Raw genomic sequence first — 17,745 nt, 5'->3', positions numbered from 1 at the left:
GGTGAACCGGGCACAAAAATCCTCCGCCGTAACAATCAACTGTCGCCAAAAGTTGGACACCCAGGTCAGTAAGGTGCAGTTTGTATGACAAAATCAAAATATTCTTTTGAAACAAGGCTGGCAGCAGTCAATCACCGTCTGTTTGGAAAACATGGACACAGCTCACTGCTGTAGACTTTGGCGTCGAAACGACATCGTTCCGCCACATTTCTGAACCTTGAACCCGGGCATTTTTGAGCGCACTGACAATGAAAAAATCTTTCCCCACACGCACTGGTAAAGCGCTCTGCGAAATAGCGTCTGGCTGAGTTTTGTACCTCAGCGCTGAGGACGCTTATGTAAACGCTCCAAAGCGAGAAAAACGGCAAAAAGCCATGATAAACGATGAGTTAACGCCGGAGCGCGTTCTCGCTGGGAAAACAGGGCGGGCAGTGAACCATAAAAAGTGCAGTGTCTGATGGCAAAACTGCCACTCAGTGCTCTGAGCAGGGTGAAGAAAGACCGCTTATGGCTGCGGGCAACAGGAAACGCTGCCGCAATATCCTGCACTGTCACTTCAGTGCGGCAAAAGCGCATGAAAAATGGCTAACGGATGTTACAGTGTTCTCGTCGCAGGCCAGGAAGCTGAATTTTTCACCGATTCCTGAGCGTCCGGCCAGGAAATAATTTGCCGTGGCCTGTCAGAAAAGCCGGTGATGAAAATGGTCAAGCCTGTACGGCAAGAGGTGCTCTGAGAGCCAGCACAGGAACATACACCACTGACGCATTCGGAGCAGGGCTGGCAGTACCGGTTGGCAGGCGGCTGGGCAAAATTAACATCAGTGGCAACAGGGCAATGTCTGTATCGCCAGGGAAATTGCCCGGATAATGGCATCGCAAAAAATTTATTCGGCACAATGTAACCGGAGTGCTTTTACTGAATAATTTCAACACGATTGGCGATCTGAAGAAAACGACAGCAATCGGTATCGGTTTATAACCACCAACGCACAGTGAGCCTGGGTCCGGCAAAATACCCGACTCAGGCTTTGAGAGCGGCTTAATATGAGCCGTTTAGCTGTAGGGAGCCAGTCCATAAAACGGTGGGAATTTTTACAAAAAACCGCAAAGCTTAATGGCGTGAAGTGGTCGTGGCGATGAGCGCACCGACAAAAACGCCCAATGCTGCACCAATTCCGACACCATGCCACGGCTTGTCACGAACATAAGAGTCAACCTGCTCACCAGCGTCTTTTGCAGCCTGTGTAACGCGATGATGGCCGTTCAGTTTAGCGCGGGTCTCCTTAAGTAGCGTTTCCGCCTTTGCCCGTGCTGAATCAACCTCATCCCTGGTTTTACTGCCATATGATTTCAGCAAATTGTCCAGTGTATCGGCCAAATCGGAAACATCCTGACTGATATCAACAGTGTCGTTTTTGGGTGTCCGTTTAAACATATTTCTCTCCGCTGGAAATGAAATGTACGATTAACTGTAGACCACTGCGACCATTTTTAGTGGGCTGAGCCATAAAACAGTTCTTTTCTGGATTATTCCGAAAGCCCTCAGCATTTACGCTGTTGTAGAGTAAATCGCTTAGTCAGTTGAGAGGAGAAAGCATGTATTTACGTCCTGATGAAGTTGCCCGTGTACTGGAAAAAGCAGGATTTGAAATGGATGCAGTAACTGCGAAAACTTACGGATATCGTCGTGGCGACAGCTATGTATACGTTAACCGTGAAGCGAGAATGGGCCGAACTGCACTGGTTATCCATCCCACGTTAAAAGAAAAAAGCCACAGCTACGCCGACCCGGCATCTGATATTAAAACCTGTGAGCATTATGTACAGTTCCCAATGTACCTTGCCGGCGATAACCAGCATCACTATGGTATTCCGCATGGCTTCAGTTCGCGTGCTGCACTGGAACGTTACCTCTCCCAGATGTTCGGTTAATTTCTGCCAGCTCACTGTCATGCCAGACACAAAAGGTGTTAAACATTTCTTTATCACTTTAATCACCTTACATACTCTGGCGTTGCTTTACTGCAATGGAATCGGTATAACCCTGCTCATGTGGAAGTTCAGACGTCTATACGGATAACACAGTGATGCAGCAGGACACAACTCAACATTTTAAACGTACGATGAAGCCCCGCCATCTGGTCATGCTCTCCCTTGGAGGCGTGATTGGCACCGGTCTTTTTTTCAATACGGGTTACATTATTTCCACTACTGGCGCAGCGGGTACGCTGCTTTCGTACCTGATCGGCGCGCTGGTGGTGTATCTGGTGATGCTCAGTCTCGGTGAATTATCGGTAGCGATGCCGGAAACCGGTGCTTTTCATGTTTACGCCGCGCGTTATCTCAGCCCTGCCACCGGTTATACCGTTGCCTGGCTTTACTGGCTGACCTGGACCGTTGCGCTTGGCTCCAGTCTGACCGCCGCCGGATTTTGTATGCAATACTGGTTTCCTCAGACGCCCGTCTGGCTATGGTGCCTGCTTTTTTGCATTATGATTTTTGTGCTTAACGTGGTCTCTTCCCGCTTTTTTGCCGAAGGCGAATTCTGGTTCTCAATCATTAAAGTGATCACCATCCTGGCATTTATTGTGCTGGGAGCCGGGGCGATGTTTGGGTTTATCCCGCTAAAAGATGGCAGCAGCGCTCCCTTTTTCCACAACCTGACCGCTTCCGGTTGGCTACCGCACGGGGCATTACCGATTCTGATGACGATGGTGGCGGTTAACTTTGCCTTCTCCGGTACCGAATTAATTGGTATTGCGGCGGGTGAAACCGAGAATCCGCATAAGGTGTTACCCATCGCCATTCGAACCACGGTAGCGCGCTTAATCATCTTTTTTCCTGGCACCGTACTGGTGCTTGCCGCATTAATTCCGATGGATCAGGCCGGGATCGTTAAAAGTCCCTTTGTCCTGGTGTTTGAGAAAATCGGTATTCCCTGGGCGGCGGATATTTTCAACTTTGTTATTCTCACCGCGATCCTTTCAGCGGCAAACTCTGGTTTATATGCCTCTGGTCGTATGCTCTGGTCGCTCTCCAACCAGCAAACGTTGCCGCGCTGCTTCGCCAGATTAACCCGTCGGGGCATTCCATTGCTGGCCATTTCGGTGAGCATGTTGGGTGGTTTACTGGCGCTGTTTTCCAGCGTGGTAGCACCGGATACCGTTTTTGTTGCGCTGTCGGCTATCTCCGGTTTTGCGGTGGTGGCGGTCTGGTTGAGTATCTGTGCCGCACACTATTTTTTCCGCCGTGCACATCTGAACGCGGGGAATTCGCTCTCCAGCCTTAAATATCGTGCCCCCTGGTATCCGTTGACACCAATCCTTGGCTTCCTGCTCTGCCTGCTGGCCTGTGTTGGTCTGGCATTTGACCCATCACAGCGCATTGCCTTGTACTGTGGGCTGCCTTTTGTCGCGGTCTGCTATGGTGCTTATCATCTCACGGAGTTACTGAACAAACGCAATAAAGCGAGGAAGGTAGGGCATGTCAGCAACTGAATTTTCTGTGCAGCAGCAGGTTGCTTCCGGCCTGGTGTTGGATGGTGCAATGGCGACGGAACTGGAAGCACGCGGCTGCGATCTGACCGATTCGTTATGGTCAGCAAAGGTTTTGCTCGAAAACCCGGAGCTGATTTATCAGGTCCATCTTGACTATTTTAAAGCGGGCGCTCAGGTGGCGATTACCGCCAGCTATCAGGCTACGCCGCAGGGATTTGCCAGTCGCGGGCTTAACGAAGCGGATTCACTGGCGCTGATAGCCCGTAGCGTGGAACTGGCAATTCGCGCCAGGGCTGATTACCGTGCTGAACAGCGAAACACGGGAACATTGCTGATTGCCGGTTCAGTCGGGCCTTACGGTGCGTTTTTGGCGGATGGTTCCGAATACCGGGGGGATTACTCTCTGCCACAGCCGCAGATGATGGATTTCCATCGACCGCGTATCCGTGCGCTGGTGGATGCCGGCGTGGATATTCTGGCGTGTGAAACGCTGCCTTCCTTTGCCGAGACAGGCGCATTGGTCACGCTGTTAAAGGAGTTCCCGAATACACCCGCGTGGTTCTCCTTTACCTTGCGTGACAGCAAGCACCTGAGTGACGGTACACCGCTGAGTGAGGTGGCCGTTTTTCTGGAAAAGTGCCCACAGGTTGTCGCGCTGGGCATTAATTGCATTGCGCTGGACAAGGTGACGGCATCATTGCAGACGCTATCATCCCTGACCGCGAAACCCCTGGTTGTTTACCCTAACTCAGGTGAGCAATATGATGCCATCAGCAAAACATGGCACAGTGATGCTGCATCCTGTCATCTTATTGCTCATCTTGAGGCGTGGCAGAATGCTGGTGCAAAACTGATAGGGGGCTGCTGCCGCACCACGCCTGCGGATATTACCGCCATCGCGCAATACTGCCATTCACGATAATCTGCTGTAAATTTTCCTTATAACGCTCGCAGTTGTGGGGCGTTCATAATGAAAACACGGCGAACTCCGTTTAGACTGAATCTTAAGTTAATTTCTCAGGAATATTTATGAAAAGGCTGCTACTGGCACTGGCTTCAGCATGGCTGCTGAGCGGATGTGCAACCATTGTCGGAAATAAAACCCAGGATGTGGCGATCCAGACCTGGCCGCAGGGGGTGAAATTTGTGGTTCAGGATGAAACGGGAAGGGCTGTGGCAGAGGGCATAACGCCGAAAACGGTGACGCTTGAGAAATCGGACGGTAGCTATTTTGGTAAGAAGAAATATCTGCTTATGCTGGAACGATCCGGTTTCGTGCCGCAAACGATCCCACTCAAGGAGAGGGCAAACCTCTGGTACATCCTTGGAAATATTCCCCTCGGTGGTTTTCCAGGATGGCTGATTGTTGATCCCTTCAATGGTGGTATGTACAACATCGAACCGCCTGAGGTTAAAATCATTATGAATCCGGTCGGCGCACGTAGTTGAGATACCCGGCGCCCTGCTGTAGATTGCCGGGCGTGGGGATAATCATCCATTCAATCCGCTCTGGATATCTTTTTTACCGTGCTCTGTAAGCGCAATAAAGGCTTCACAGGGTTTCCTGAACCGGCAACGCATCACGTTTGTCCTTATTATTCGCCTGGTGAAAAAAACGTCGGTCTTCCCATTCCAGCGGTTGCAGTTTTACCGTGTGGCAGACATAAATTTTCCCGGTTGCTGATGCATTATGGTGCAGGAGGAATCACTGTGATGAGGCGAGAATGGCATGGGATAGCCAACGTGGTGGGAGCGACATTTGCACCGCCAGCCTTGAGCGCGCCGGCGGTTGAGAAACAGTTAAATCAAATCAGAAATTATAGCCAACCACCAGGTAGTAACCCCAGCCGGTTGATTTCACCTCAAACGGACCATTACCAAAGTTCAGCTCCTGGCCATCCGCCCATTGTCCCCCGTTATGAAACCAGCGTGCGACGAAAGAGTAGTGCCAGTGATCGTAGCCCAGTGAGAGAATATGGCTGGAAGCGACAGAATTACTGGTGCGGGAAGCATCAGATTCGTCACGCAGATGTGAACCCCAGTCAACGTTGGTAAAACCAATGTAGGTCAGATTTCCTCCCCACAGGCTGGTAAGTGGCACAAAGTACTTCACCTTAAAGCGGTAGCCATCCCAGCTGTTTTCATTGGCTGCACCATAATTTTCCCACTGATATTTTGCATAAACGTTCAGTGATAAACCAACATCAGAATGGGTATCAATATCGGTTCCCAGACCCATATACCAGGTATTCTGACGGCTGGCACTGTTGCGGCCCAGATCAAAAATATAGTTATTGGCAAAGTACCACTCTTTAAAAGGTCCGAAGCCAAGGTCAGTACTGGTGAGCTTGTCGATGGAGAAGCGGGGTTCAATCTCCATAAACAGGGGCGAACCCTTGTCCCAGATCCCACGGTCAGTGGTGTTTCCGGCACCAAAGAATTTAGGCACATCAATGTAGCCATAAAAGTCTAACCAGTCTTTTTTGGCAAAGGCTTCATATTCCAGATAAACATCGTTATTCAGCTGAGGCCCAAAACGGGTGTGATAACTCCCGACCACATTGGCGCTCTGGTGCCACCAGTCAGAAACATATTCAGCATTGTCGGTTGCAGCTAACAAACAGGTACTGTAGGAAAGTACCGCCAGAGCACCAGCCATCACAATTTTATATTTCATTATATTACCACATGCGTTTTTCCCCTTGTGCCGATGCATTACCGGGGGACACAAAGAAGTTGTTATCAGGAGAGAGGTGGGACGTTGTATTGACTGCATAAAATACCCGTCTCGATCGCTGCACCAAAGTACCGTCAGCCGTGAATAAGGAAATAGAGATTGCTTACGCATGTCAAATTTTGTTTCCTATCCTTTCAATAGAAATGTGATTTAAGTCACAAAAGAATTCAAGGGAGTGGCAGGATCCAACAATGCCACAAAAGTGTAATCTCTATGCTGTCAATATGGTTTTGCCTGTTGGCAACCACATTTCCCTGAAGGCGTATTCACTTTTGGCGGGTGAGGCAGAGAGAAAGGCGCGAGGTAAAATAAGAAAAAATGATAACAGGAACCGCTAAGGGAAAACAATCAAAGCGGTATCGCACAATGTTATAAACCTGTTTCCGGGGCAGAATCAATCTGACCCGCCCCGGAAACAGTGACAAAATAAGAGAGTATTTTATCGATTCTCTGAAATCATCTTACGCTGAGGTGGTCGTTGTTTCTGAGGTAGTTGATTCAGTATATGCTGATAACAGGGCAGTGATAAACGTTAATCGGGTATACAGACTGGTAAGCCCTACCACGGTATGGAAAATTTGTGATATCTCTCTGCCACTTGTTGCACTGGAAAGTGATTCAGCCGCACTTGCCAGTGAAGCTGAAATGGTTTCCATTACCGTATTCAGACTGCTAATGACATCGCTGGTTCCTGCACCACTGACATAATGCACTTCAGTGCAATTTAATTCTCTCATTACAATTCTCCTTTATGTATGATAAATAAATTTACTGATTACAGCGCAAATTATATTAATCCAGGTTAAATGATATGAATAGATATTTTTTTATAATTTTATTGTTATTTTTTTATAATTTTTTTTGATTGTCAATTTATTCTTATATTCTTTCTTGTTTTTGGTTTGTTTTTGATATCATATTAAGTTGTTTTTTTGGTGTGGTTTCCTGATATTATTTTGGTTCTTTCATCATAATAAGATGTTGTTATAAGTGATGAGGTGTGTTTATGCTTCTTTTATGCAATGGATAGCGAGGTAACTCTTTCTCTGATCTAATTTTTCTTATCTCGCCTGCTAAGATTTAATTTTCTTACTGTTTGAACTCAGGGAGTTTCATTTTTTAATAAAAACTGAAATGATGTTTCTGGCTATCAGAAGATAATCATGTTCAGAAAAGGCCATAATTAGCGGATATTACGCTAATGCCGTGAGATGACGCTATCTGCGGCAACAGATTTATCCAGCAGTTCACGTTGTCCTGAAAAATATACGGTTAAGGGCGTAATCAAAGCGGGCTTTTGCCGCGAAATTTGGTGACGTGAGGAAGTCCGGCTGACGGCTTTTAAGGGTAATCAATAACAGAGCTTTATCCGCAGTGCAGCTGCGTCCTGACTGACGCAGCACACACATGGTTCATGATCCCGGCATCCAGGCTCCGCTGGCAATAAACCAAATCAGTAGCGTGACTCCTGCAATACCGACGGCGGCGGGAAACAAATAGCCAATTCTCACATTCTGCTCCTTTACTGGAAGCTTTCGATGCCGGCTACCAAGGGTAGCGGCCATCTGTCATCAAATAGAAAACCATAACCAAGGCCACAATAACCAGCATTACTGGTACTAACAGATGTTTCACTTTATCCCCCAACGGCGTAATGGTTCTTTACTGACTACTAACACTAAGCGGCATATCTTACCCTGCGGACTGGATTTTAATTAGTGGAAGTTTATCCAGTGTTTTATAAACTGACAGCAACAGATCATAACATTAAAGGTCGTTTGGCTATGTTAAAACCCGTCATTGCTGCCTGCCTGCTCTGTGTTGCCTCTTCCTCTGTGGCGACCGTCCAGTGTGGTCCTTTCAGTATTGCAATGGTCCAGCCGGGCGTATTTTTTGTTAATCACGTGAAAGCCATGCAGGTGACAACCCGCTATACAGGTAAACCCGGTGACAGCGGCAACGTCAGATATTACTGGATTGTTAATAATACCCACGCGCCCGGAAAACTGGCTATGGAACACCAATATGCTCAGGGTAAAGCCACGCTAAACGTTGATGTTGTGCGTACCCGCAGTCAGCCGATCCGCATCTCTGGCGATTATGATTGCAGCGTGGTGAAGTGACCGCACGGCCCCGCGTTTGGCGCGATGTGGCGATCACCACTGACTTTCTGACAGGAAAGTATCTTTTTCACTGTAAAGGGTCACTATCGCCGGGCAAAAAAGTTTAACCTGCTGCTCAATGGCAAAAGTACGATAATGCCTGAGGCTACACTCGCCCACCTCGGATTCTGGCATAATACAGGCCCCGGCTAATCCTGTGCGGAACATCTCAATCACGAAGCGTGGTTCTGAAACTCTCATGATAATATTGATTTTTTTTATCTCGCTGTACAGTTGGTTGAGCAGGACCTCGTAAGTGCCTTCGCCACCTATACGTTGCAGCAAAATAAGCGGCAAACCGGTGAGATCGGTAAATGAGAGTGTCTGCTTTGAAAAATTATCAGCCAACTTGCCTGAAACAACCGCCACCGGTTTTATCGGTTCAAAATTATGGACGTAAAATGAACGTGCTTCGCGCGGAGACTGTATCATGGCGATATCGACGTTTTTTTTCAGAACCATCTCTTCAAGATGGCTGGAATCAGAAACCACCACGTCAGGTTCCCAGTCCGGGTTTTTGGCATAAAGGTTAAGCAATATCGAATTAAAATAACGCAGATAGAGATAAGAAACACCAATGCAGATGGTGCGTTTCTTTTGGGAAGCAATATCGATAGCCTGACGTGTGATGCTGTTTACCTGACTGAGAATTTCAGATGATTTTCGATATAAAAATAAACCTGTATCGGTCAGCACCATCTTTTTACTTGTTCGGATGAAAAGAGGTGAACCAATCTCCTCCTCCAGTTCCTGTAGCCGTTTTCCCAGCGGTGGTGGGGCGATATTCAACAACCTTGCCGCTTTACTGATAGAGCCCTGTTCGGCAATCACACAGAAATAGCGCATTCTTTTTAGATCCATTTTTCACCTGCATCTGGCATTGTTTAAAAATGGTCACCAGGATCTAAAAGCAACTACCCAAGAATGGGTTGAAGCGTTTTATCGTCAATGAATGAATAAACTCCAGTACCAGGATAATGGCATAACCAGCACCAGCCCTGGTAATAAATTTCCCACTGGCAGTGATTTTATGCCACTGATACGAAAACCAGCGGCCAGCATAATAAATCCACCGGCGGCAGTGAAGTCAGCCATCATCTCTGCATTGGTATGGGGTAGAATCAGGACGGCGGCTGAAGCAATTAAAAACTGAATGACCCATTGAGGTATAAATATTAAGGCAATCGAATAACCCAGTACCGTAGCAAATATGGCTGCGGTAAAAAGATCCATGATGGCTTTCACATACAGAATATTGGGGTCCTGCGTCATCCCTTCTGTCATCGCTCCAATAATTCCGGTGCCGCTGGCGCAGAAAAGCACGACGATAGCCACGAATTTCTCGGTAAAGGTATGTTGATCCATACCATTGTCCGGGGACAGCTTAGCGGCGATACCCCGTGCCATGTTACCCAGTTTACCGATGTATTTTTCCAGATACAGCAGTTCACCAATGGCAGCGCCCAGGATCATCGACAGAACAACAACAGGCATACTGTGGATTTTGACCAACAGAACCACCCCCAGCGCCATGGAAGACAGTCCAAAGGTCAGAGGCAACGCTTCCCGCAATCTTTCCGGCATTTTTGTCCCAAGAAAACCGCCTGCCAGTCCGCCAGTAATGATGGCGATGCTGTTCACTATCGGTCCTGTTAACATGTCATTCTCCTGATGTTTTTTTAGAGCAAACAAATTGAGCGGGTATACTGTTACAGCAATGGACAGGACTGTCCATTGCTGCACATCACTTCATAACACGTTGGAATCAACATGATAATGAAAGCGCTCCTTGCCGCAACGGCGTTCTGAATCGCTGATGTTGCGCTGACGTCAACTGTCCATGGGGTTGTTGCCTGTTTTTTAAAAATCAGGCAAAAATTTCTTTATGTCCATCTGTTTGAATTTTGAACGTTGGAAATGTGCTTTCAGATGGAAAGGCACGGTGCAGTCAAAAATAGTTTTGCAGGAACATCCTTCCTGAAGGATCGACGGGCTGTAGGCCGGTGTCTGAGAAGGATCGAGAGGGTGGCAACGTACGCCAGATATAAATGCGGTATCCACATCGCCCTGATAGCGGGTTTGCATCGCCCAGAGTACATCATCGGTGTCGAAAATATCGACATCCTCATCAACCAGAATGACGTGTTTGAGTTCAGAGAAAGCAGCAAACGCCAACAGGGCGGCCTGGCGCTGACGACCTTCATCTGTGGGCGATGATTTTTTGAACTGCATTACCGCCAGCAGCTTTCCACCACCAGAGGTATGTGCATGAACATTCAGAACCCTTCCCGGCATTGCCCTCTCGGTCATGTCCAGAATACTGGCCTCGGTAGGTATCCCTGCCATATTGACGTGTTCGCCACTTGGGCCAAGTGTGGTTTGCAGTATGGGGGACTTGCGGTGGGTGACTGCTTTAACTTTTATCACTGGCAGGGCTGCTTTGGCTTCGCCAGTATAGCCGGGAAATTCCGGCATCGCTTTGCCGGTGTTAGTGTTTTGATCCTCACGCACACGCACTCCGGGCAGCAGTTCTCCTTCGATAACAATTTCAGCATTGGCAATTGCTTTTTCATTGATGGCCACACAATCTGTTAGTTCCACCGGTTTACCGCGTAGCGCACCGGCGATACTCAGCTCATTAAAGCCCAGTGGAGTCGTGGGGGGTTCAAAGCACGCCGCAATATAAATTGCCGGATCGACGCCAATGCTGATACTGATTGGCAAGGGCTTACCGGCCTTTTCCGCTTTCTCACGAAACGCGTCAATATGGCGACCGGGGGTCAGCCACATGGAGAGTTCATCACGGCTTTGTATACACAGACGATGAATGGTGACATCGGAGTCGCGTGTTTGTGGATCAGAAGCGTAGCAAAGTCCCATAGTGAAATAGGGACCGGCATCTTCTTCGGTATTTGTCGGTGCCGGGAGCAGCTTACGGAGGTCAAAGTCAGGATCATCAGCACGCCATGTGATCTCCTGACAGGGAGCACAACCTCTGTCAATGACCACCGGTTCCACTGCATTTTTGACCGACTCTTTTAACAGAAAACCCAATTTTTCCGGTGGGCAATCCAGTAAATGACCAACGCGTTGTCTGGTAGACATTAAACCCGTTACGACCCTGATCCCAGGAAATCCTTTGATGGTGTTAAACATCATCGCCGGGCCTTTGCGTGTCGGGCGCTCACAGGTGCCGCCGGCGCCAACGTAACGATAAATACCAGATAACTCCGCGTGAGGGTCCACCGCCACCTCTGTACTGATTATTTCACCAGGCCGATTTTCCAGAAAAGCAATCGCCGAGCGTAAATCGTGGATGTTACTGATGTGCGTTTTATTTTCCGACATAACAGGCTCCTTTCCCTGATGAAAATAATTAAACCTATGGAAATATATGCCTTCATTAAAATATGACGTAACACTTTTTAGATAATGCCGGCAAACCTTTTTGGTTTAAGGTTGGGATTTTATTTTTTAATATCTGAATCAGAATGATAATTTGAAGCTATGGGCATGAATTAGTGGTTTATTCTGGGTTTTTATACCAAAAATGGCAGGTTTCTCTTTATTATGATTGCCGTTATTTTCGGCAATATCCCATCGGGGCCGTTTTCTGTGGGGGACGGAAAGTATCTGGAAAATATTGTTGTTAAAAGCCGATGGTGCTTATTATGAAAAATATTATTCCTGATGAATAAGGGACCGGTAACCGTGAATTTCTGTGAATGAAGCAGGCGTGAGATTACCACCGGTCATTTTCATGCTCTGCTAAAATGGCCCCCTTATCCTCCCTGTGCTGCTGATTATTGTCATCCGAACGATGGACTCAGCAGGCGAACGCTATTGGGCATCATGTCCGGTCGATAATCGCAGTGGCACAGATTTAATCCGCCGCTACCCTGTACTTTTTTTGTCTGCTGCCGATAAACAGAACGTGTGACCCGATGTGCCGCGCCTGAATGACAGAACATCACCCTGTCCCTCTCTGCGTGCACCGAGGTGGCTGGCGTATAACCAGAAAATAACTTCAGAGGTAGAGATGGATAATTTTCAAAAAGAGATTGATGAGAGAGCGAATCTCGCCTTATCCAACAAGTTCGAGCTTCTGCTGTTTCGTTTAGGGGCAGATAACAGCGAAGCGAAACCCGAACTGTTTGGCATCAACGTATTCAAGCTGCGCGAAATTGTACCTATGCCAACGATTACCAAAGCCGCGGGAATGAAATCTCCGTTGCTCGGGATGGCTAATATTCGTGGGCAGTTTATTCCGGTGATTGATCTGCCCGCAGTTGCAGGCTGCACCCCGGAAACCGGACTCAATTTGCTGCTGGTCACCGAGTATGCGCGAAGCACTCAGGCATTTGCCGTTGAGTCTGTTGATGACATTGTGCGTCTTGACTGGAGTCAGATTCACGCGGCTGAGTCGGGTGTCAGCAGCCGTAATATCACCAGTATCGCCTGCCTGGACAGTAAAACTAACAGCATGGCTCTGGTGCTGGATGTAGAGCAAATCCTGAATGACGTCATTCCGTCCGTGCGTGAAGTGAAAGAAGGCGATATTAAACTCAATTCCTTCAACATTAAACCGGGTGCCGTCGCTATCGTGGCGGAAGATTCCAAAGTGGCTCGTCAGATGCTGGAACAGGGGCTGAAAGCGATGGGTATCCCGGCGCTGATGCATGTCACCGGTCTGGAGGCGTGGGAGAAAATCAAGCAAATTGACCAGCAGGCGATGGCAAATGGTGAGTCAATCCACGACAAAATAGCGATGGTGCTGACCGATCTGGAAATGCCGGAGATGGATGGCTTCACCCTGACGCGTAATATTAAAACCGATCAGCGTTTGCGCAATATTCCGGTGGTTATCCATTCATCACTGTCTGGCAGCGCCAATGAAGATCATGTTCGCAAGGTGGGGGCCAACGGGTATGTGGCCAAGTTCGAAATCAACGAACTGTCATCGGTGATCCATAAAGTTCTGGAAGATGCACCGCGCTGACCTGAGCCAGGCGGTTATTTCTGAGGTTTATTACCTGGCGTTAACTCACTCATGTTCTGGGCCTCTTTTTGTGCATCGTCCGGTAATACAGGCGGGACACTCCGCCTGTATCAAAAATAAAAATAATGCATACCTGGGTCACAGGGTTAATACAGTATTCTGCATGTCACTTTTGTATTTCAGCTTAGTAGAAACGCAACACAACGCAGTAGTGACAGTAATGGATTAGCCGTAAAGGCACAGCGTTGTCATATCACTGTGCCGATGCTTTTTTGTCCTTTCACTGAAGGGGCAGGATGATGCAAAAACGGCAACCCTATCCTCTGACCGCAAGGCTGACCAGACAGTTGATGACAGCGGTGAGCAGAAAGCTGAGTCCCAGCGTGAGATAAACGCGTTTTTTTCGCTTTACCGCCAGTGCCAGCATCACCAGGGCAAGGATCAGAAACGGAGTGGCAGTAATAATATAAATTGACATGTACTCTCCTTGTTATTTCATGCGCTGGCAGTATAGCCTGCAGGAATGCGATGGACTGCCTTTTTATCTCTCTCAGTTGCTGCATAATCGGGATCCTCGCCCCGTTGAACCGGGGGCAGGCTTATGGCATCAGGACAAGTCCCTGGTTGCCTGGACATAAAGTGGCTGCTACCCTGTGAACCTTTGTCGTTTTTTCTTTGCCGCAATGCGGTACGCTTTGATGGATATTCAATGATCTGGTTGATGCTGTTGACACTGGTTGTCGTGTTTATGGTTGGTTTTCGTGTACTCAATTCCCAGACGCGCCGTGCTTCAAAGGCATTAACCCGGCGGCTGAATATTGATCCGGTTTACGTGGAATCACTGATCGCGTTAATGGGGCGTTCTGCCGGAGAGGAATTTGTTGCTTATATTGGCAGGGACAATGAAGCACATTTAAGTAATGCGGCAATGGTGTTACTTATTTATCAGGTGTTTATTGTTGATGAGTCAGACGAAGGCCTGAGCTTCTGGCGGGGAGTGCTACGCAAAGCCTACCTGCCAACTGAAATGTCGGGTGAACATGTGCGTCTGGCACTGGTGTTTTTACGCGATCTGGAGCCGGATCCGCAGGAAATGCACACTTTTCGCCTGCGATACCATAACCAATTTTCTTCGCCTGAAGACATTTCCGCTACCGGGGCCAGTAATGTTTATTCCATTCATTCCCGCCTGCAACGTCATCAGAAAATAAGAGATTAGTTTTATCCTGAGTGTGATTTGATTTCTTATCAGGCGCTGCCAGTCAGGACTAAATAGGGTCGGTCAGATAATCTGCTCAATTTTACATAAAAATAATTCAGCGGCTTTTTAAAGGCAGCAGCGCGTTTGAGTTAGCGCCATGCGATGTTTTTATATAATGGTCGTATCTGCCATCAGTCATCGCTGTGCCCCACGGGTTGGGCAGCTGATGACAACATCCCACCCTGCGTCGTTTGATGACTCTCTGTGTGTAACCTGTTACAGCGGATGTGCCGATCCGATCTTTGTCGGCAAACGGAAGTAAAGCTGTGGCTTGCCGGAGCGGGAGATTGCGGCAGGTGGGATGCAGGATAATACCCTTCAGGTGCAGGAAGTTCACTCGTGCCGCTTTTCTTTATGAATGTGATTTATTTTTTAACGCGGCGGTAAGGCTTGTGAGTACAGCACCGTGTTGTAGTGCAACGGTGGGTATTTCTGGTATTTATTTTTAGATTCAACAGGTTGAAACATACACGTCGGATATGCTGAATTTGCACACAGTGTTAAGATTTTGATAAACGCTGGTAAAGTACGGTAATTACGGAAGTTTTAGGATATTTAGAGATATTTTTGTGCTGGCGCTTAACCGATAGTACTTTCCAGCGGCGCATGAGAGGCCGCTGGCAAATGAGGATACAACCATGAAAAAAACGACGCTGGCACTTTTAATGACCGTTTTTACCGCAAGCACGTTGTTCTCCACCGTTACCAGAGCTGATGGACCCACGGTACAGCAATGGCATCAGCAGGGTGGGCATGATGGACATGGTGATAATGACGGACACGGTGGTCCAGGTCGTGGACATGACGATCGTGGCAGTGACGGTCGTGGAGATCATCATCGTGATGACAACCACGGTCGGGATCATGGGCCGCGTCGTCATTTTGAAGAGCGCGATCGCTTCGCCTGGCATGGGCATGATTTCCGCCGTGGTCGTCCACTGCCGCCAGATTTTCGTGGCGATAACTATCGGGTTTATGACTGGCATCAGCGCGGCCTGCGTGAACCGCCACGCGGCCAACACTGGGCCTACATTGACGGCAACTATGTGCTGATTGCCGCAGCAACCGGTGTGATAACAGCCATTCTGTTAAACGGTGCATACCAATAATCCCTCCTTTTGGCACCTTCGGGTGCCAGTGCATTTTTGCTCTCCATACTCCGCAGTACTTCCCTCTTATCACGCTGATTTGATGATTTTTTGTATCATTACGCAAATATTCACCAGAACCAGGCCAGCCTATTTGGTTCAGTTGGTATGTTTTTACGAGGCGTCAGGCTTCGATTGATTAAAGCCAGTGAGAGGCTGGAAAAAAGGGATTGCTGAAGTAAAAGTGGCAACACTCCTTCCTGACTTCACAATAATTAACGCATACGCTACGTGTGAAGATCCTGAAAGCCTTCGTGTGGAGTTGCACTCATCATTTGCTAATCAGACCAAATGGCTGGTTGCCGTGCTGACTGCCGGACTTCCCTTAGTGAAAAGGCTTTTTTAACGACTAACGACACGCCAACAAATCAAAAGCTGACCTGAACAGGCCAGCTTTTCGACGCCTCACTACTGGTGCGCAATCACTGACGCAATTACGCCAGTAGCGACGGCGATCAGCACATAGTTGCCGTCTATGTTTTGCCAGCGGTGGCCAGGAGGTGGTGCCTTCAGGCCGTGTTTCTGCCAGTCATTCACCTGATAACCGGGGCCACGATACTTAGACGCCAGCGAACGCCCTTTGCGGAATTCCGGGTGCGGCTTATGCTGCTTTGTCTGGCGGCGATCGTCGTTATGCTGAGGTTGCTCATGGTGTTGCGGCTGATCGGCATGATGATCGGCCTGCTGCTGACCTTGCGGCAGGCGTTTGATTTGCTGTGGATCGTCGTGACCGTTCTGCGGGCCTTCAGCAAAAGCGCTGAGGCTGGTGGAAGCGAACAGCAACGCGGAAAGGGCAATAATTCCAGATTTTTTCATCTACATTTTCCTACAATTGACCAGTTGTGTTTAATGGTGTTACTGATTCTGGGGACGGTTAAGGTCAGGACAAGTTCAGTTATCTGATAATAGTGCTTTTAACTGAATATTTACATTTTAATGGCAACAAAATGATGTGCTCTCCCTGTTTACTGGCGAATATTTTCGCTGAGAACACGGCAACAACATTATCACCTGACTGTCTGCCACCGGTGCAGGCCATGTGTGACGTCATCAATATGGTGTGCTTAAAAAGGGGTCTCAACCACCCCGCCATCCACCCGAAGGGCTGCTCCCGTGGTGGCGGATGAGAGCGGTGAACTGACATAAACCACCATGTTGCTCACCTCTTCCACGCTGGCGGCGCGTTGAATAAGGGATGTCGGGCGATTTTCTTTTACAAACTCCACACCCAGTTCATTCAGATCGGCGCCCTGAGCGAGCTGTTCTTCAAAAAACGCAGCAAAGCCATCAGAAAGTGTCGGGCCGGGTAGCACGGCATTGACCGTTACCCCGGTACCTGCGGCTGCTTTCGCCAGGCCGCGTGATAGGGCAAGCAGTGCTGTTTTACTGACGCCATAGTGGATCATGTCCGCCGGAATATTCACAGCCGATTCTGATGAGAGGAATACCACACGCCCCCACTGTGATTTGATCATCTGCGGCAAATAGGCTCGGCTGAGACGTACTGCTGACATCACATTAATATCCCAGATGTTTTGCCATACCTCATCCCCGGTGGCAAAAAAGTCCCCTCCAGGAAAAATACCGGCGTTGTTGATCAGAATGTCGCACGACGGTTCAGCGTTCAGCAGTGTTTTACAGCCTTCAGCCGTGCTTAAATCGACCACATGGCCTCTGGCCTGTGGTCCCAGCGATTTAACCAGTGAGCTGACCTGCTCCTCACTGCGTCCGGTTATCACCACAGCAGCGCCTGCGGCATCCAGCCCCTGTGCAATGCCTTTGCCGATCCCTTTTGTTGAGCCTGTGACGATGGCCGTTTTTCCACTCAGATCGATCTTCATCACTCTCTCCTTCAACAGGGCAAAAAAGATAAGTATGGACCAGCGCATCGGGCATTGCTGCAGTAATGAAAAAGAAGTCGGCAATTCATCTGTTTATTCA

Annotated in this window: 18 protein-coding genes; 8 read left to right on the top strand and 10 right to left on the bottom strand. The window is 48.4% G+C overall.

Features of this window, described 5'->3' with window-relative positions:
* Positions 1-1,111: 1,111 nt before the first annotated feature.
* Positions 1,112-1,435, bottom strand: coding sequence for a DUF883 family protein (locus EB241_RS14665; protein ID WP_124233864.1), 324 nt, complete (start codon positions 1,433-1,435; stop codon positions 1,112-1,114).
* A 161-nt stretch (positions 1,436-1,596) separates the two neighbouring features.
* On the opposite strand from EB241_RS14665, the gene EB241_RS14660 reads away from it, so the two are divergent.
* From EB241_RS14660 to EB241_RS14645, 4 genes are all read left to right on the top strand, one after another.
* The gene (locus EB241_RS14660) at positions 1,597-1,932 is read left to right on the top strand and encodes a DUF2002 family protein (RefSeq protein WP_124233863.1); all 336 of its coding nucleotides are present in this window, start codon (positions 1,597-1,599) and stop codon (positions 1,930-1,932) included.
* A gap of 155 nt (positions 1,933-2,087) precedes the next feature.
* Positions 2,088-3,497, top strand: a complete 1,410-nt coding sequence (gene mmuP / locus EB241_RS14655; protein WP_124233862.1) for an S-methylmethionine permease — start codon at positions 2,088-2,090, stop codon at positions 3,495-3,497.
* A complete protein-coding gene (gene mmuM, locus EB241_RS14650; protein ID WP_124233861.1) occupies positions 3,484-4,419 on the top strand; it encodes a homocysteine S-methyltransferase in 936 nt (311 codons plus the stop codon). Before mmuP ends, mmuM begins: the two co-directional genes overlap by 14 nt.
* Positions 4,420-4,526: 107 nt before the next feature.
* Entirely contained in the window at positions 4,527-4,946 is a 420-nt protein-coding gene (locus tag EB241_RS14645) for a hypothetical protein (RefSeq protein WP_124233860.1), read from the top strand.
* 361 nt (positions 4,947-5,307) lie between these two features.
* Here EB241_RS14645 and EB241_RS14640 read toward each other — a convergent pair whose 3' ends face one another.
* The 3 genes from EB241_RS14640 to EB241_RS20765 all read right to left on the bottom strand — a co-directional run bounded on the left by EB241_RS14640 (position 5,308) and on the right by EB241_RS20765 (position 7,745).
* Positions 5,308-6,174 (bottom strand): nucleoside-specific channel-forming protein Tsx, encoded by an 867-nt coding sequence (locus tag EB241_RS14640; RefSeq protein ID WP_124233859.1) that lies wholly within the window; start codon positions 6,172-6,174, stop codon positions 5,308-5,310.
* A 521-nt stretch (positions 6,175-6,695) separates the two neighbouring features.
* The gene (locus tag EB241_RS14635) at positions 6,696-6,971 is read right to left on the bottom strand and encodes a hypothetical protein (RefSeq protein WP_124233858.1); all 276 of its coding nucleotides are present in this window, start codon (positions 6,969-6,971) and stop codon (positions 6,696-6,698) included.
* A gap of 675 nt (positions 6,972-7,646) precedes the next feature.
* Positions 7,647-7,745 carry a YoaK family small membrane protein gene (locus EB241_RS20765; protein ID WP_148089649.1) on the bottom strand — a complete coding sequence of 33 codons (99 nt, stop codon included), beginning with the start codon at positions 7,743-7,745 and terminating at the stop codon, positions 7,647-7,649.
* A gap of 273 nt (positions 7,746-8,018) precedes the next feature.
* On the opposite strand from EB241_RS20765, the gene EB241_RS14630 reads away from it, so the two are divergent.
* Positions 8,019-8,357 (top strand): hypothetical protein, encoded by a 339-nt coding sequence (locus tag EB241_RS14630; RefSeq protein ID WP_124233857.1) that lies wholly within the window; start codon positions 8,019-8,021, stop codon positions 8,355-8,357.
* Between the two features lie 33 nt (positions 8,358-8,390).
* Here the strand turns inward: EB241_RS14630 and EB241_RS14625 are convergent, their stop codons facing one another.
* The 3 genes from EB241_RS14625 to EB241_RS14615 form a co-directional block, all read right to left on the bottom strand.
* Entirely contained in the window at positions 8,391-9,257 is an 867-nt protein-coding gene (locus EB241_RS14625; protein ID WP_124233856.1) for a LysR family transcriptional regulator, read from the bottom strand.
* A gap of 84 nt (positions 9,258-9,341) precedes the next feature.
* Entirely contained in the window at positions 9,342-10,055 is a 714-nt protein-coding gene (locus EB241_RS14620) for a DUF554 domain-containing protein (protein WP_124233855.1), read from the bottom strand.
* 201 nt (positions 10,056-10,256) lie between these two features.
* Positions 10,257-11,744, bottom strand: a complete 1,488-nt coding sequence (locus EB241_RS14615) for a UbiD family decarboxylase (RefSeq protein WP_124233854.1) — start codon at positions 11,742-11,744, stop codon at positions 10,257-10,259.
* Positions 11,745-12,435: 691 nt separating this feature from the next.
* On the opposite strand from EB241_RS14615, the gene EB241_RS14610 reads away from it, so the two are divergent.
* Entirely contained in the window at positions 12,436-13,395 is a 960-nt protein-coding gene (locus tag EB241_RS14610; protein WP_124233853.1) for a chemotaxis protein, read from the top strand.
* 316 nt (positions 13,396-13,711) lie between these two features.
* Here EB241_RS14610 and EB241_RS20955 read toward each other — a convergent pair whose 3' ends face one another.
* Complete coding sequence (locus tag EB241_RS20955; protein ID WP_158612415.1) at positions 13,712-13,873, bottom strand: hypothetical protein; 162 nt, start codon at positions 13,871-13,873, stop codon at positions 13,712-13,714.
* A 231-nt stretch (positions 13,874-14,104) separates the two neighbouring features.
* On the opposite strand from EB241_RS20955, the gene EB241_RS14605 reads away from it, so the two are divergent.
* Both EB241_RS14605 and EB241_RS14600 read left to right on the top strand, forming a co-directional pair.
* Positions 14,105-14,614 (top strand): DUF1198 family protein, encoded by a 510-nt coding sequence (locus tag EB241_RS14605; RefSeq protein WP_124233852.1) that lies wholly within the window; start codon positions 14,105-14,107, stop codon positions 14,612-14,614.
* Between the two features lie 680 nt (positions 14,615-15,294).
* Positions 15,295-15,765 (top strand): RcnB family protein, encoded by a 471-nt coding sequence (locus EB241_RS14600; RefSeq protein ID WP_124233851.1) that lies wholly within the window; start codon positions 15,295-15,297, stop codon positions 15,763-15,765.
* A gap of 447 nt (positions 15,766-16,212) precedes the next feature.
* Here EB241_RS14600 and EB241_RS14595 read toward each other — a convergent pair whose 3' ends face one another.
* Together EB241_RS14595 and EB241_RS14590 are read right to left on the bottom strand one after the other, a co-directional pair.
* Positions 16,213-16,620 (bottom strand): RcnB family protein, encoded by a 408-nt coding sequence (locus EB241_RS14595; RefSeq protein WP_124233850.1) that lies wholly within the window; start codon positions 16,618-16,620, stop codon positions 16,213-16,215.
* A 248-nt stretch (positions 16,621-16,868) separates the two neighbouring features.
* The gene (locus tag EB241_RS14590) at positions 16,869-17,645 is read right to left on the bottom strand and encodes an SDR family NAD(P)-dependent oxidoreductase (protein WP_124233849.1); all 777 of its coding nucleotides are present in this window, start codon (positions 17,643-17,645) and stop codon (positions 16,869-16,871) included.
* Between the last annotated feature and the right edge of the window lie 100 nt (positions 17,646-17,745).

Origin of the sequence: Erwinia psidii (assembly GCF_003846135.1) — a bacterium.
Classification (GTDB): domain Bacteria; phylum Pseudomonadota; class Gammaproteobacteria; order Enterobacterales; family Enterobacteriaceae; genus Erwinia; species Erwinia psidii.
This window is presented reverse-complemented; position numbering and strand designations above follow the sequence as displayed.

Coding starts and splice junctions, on each gene's coding strand:
- EB241_RS14600 (WP_124233851.1), top strand. CDS start 15,295: ATGAAAAAAACGACGCTGGCACTTTTAATGACCGTTTTTACCGCAAGC.
- mmuP (WP_124233862.1), top strand. CDS start 2,088: ATGCAGCAGGACACAACTCAACATTTTAAACGTACGATGAAGCCCCGC.
- EB241_RS14635 (WP_124233858.1), bottom strand. CDS start 6,971: ATGAGAGAATTAAATTGCACTGAAGTGCATTATGTCAGTGGTGCAGGA.
- EB241_RS14610 (WP_124233853.1), top strand. CDS start 12,436: ATGGATAATTTTCAAAAAGAGATTGATGAGAGAGCGAATCTCGCCTTA.
- EB241_RS14660 (WP_124233863.1), top strand. CDS start 1,597: ATGTATTTACGTCCTGATGAAGTTGCCCGTGTACTGGAAAAAGCAGGA.
- mmuM (WP_124233861.1), top strand. CDS start 3,484: ATGTCAGCAACTGAATTTTCTGTGCAGCAGCAGGTTGCTTCCGGCCTG.
- EB241_RS14595 (WP_124233850.1), bottom strand. CDS start 16,620: ATGAAAAAATCTGGAATTATTGCCCTTTCCGCGTTGCTGTTCGCTTCC.
- EB241_RS14645 (WP_124233860.1), top strand. CDS start 4,527: ATGAAAAGGCTGCTACTGGCACTGGCTTCAGCATGGCTGCTGAGCGGA.
- EB241_RS14590 (WP_124233849.1), bottom strand. CDS start 17,645: ATGAAGATCGATCTGAGTGGAAAAACGGCCATCGTCACAGGCTCAACA.
- EB241_RS14665 (WP_124233864.1), bottom strand. CDS start 1,435: ATGTTTAAACGGACACCCAAAAACGACACTGTTGATATCAGTCAGGAT.
- EB241_RS14615 (WP_124233854.1), bottom strand. CDS start 11,744: ATGTCGGAAAATAAAACGCACATCAGTAACATCCACGATTTACGCTCG.
- EB241_RS14630 (WP_124233857.1), top strand. CDS start 8,019: ATGTTAAAACCCGTCATTGCTGCCTGCCTGCTCTGTGTTGCCTCTTCC.
- EB241_RS14605 (WP_124233852.1), top strand. CDS start 14,105: ATGATCTGGTTGATGCTGTTGACACTGGTTGTCGTGTTTATGGTTGGT.
- EB241_RS20955 (WP_158612415.1), bottom strand. CDS start 13,873: ATGTCAATTTATATTATTACTGCCACTCCGTTTCTGATCCTTGCCCTG.
- EB241_RS14640 (WP_124233859.1), bottom strand. CDS start 6,174: ATGAAATATAAAATTGTGATGGCTGGTGCTCTGGCGGTACTTTCCTAC.
- EB241_RS14620 (WP_124233855.1), bottom strand. CDS start 10,055: ATGTTAACAGGACCGATAGTGAACAGCATCGCCATCATTACTGGCGGA.
- EB241_RS14625 (WP_124233856.1), bottom strand. CDS start 9,257: ATGGATCTAAAAAGAATGCGCTATTTCTGTGTGATTGCCGAACAGGGC.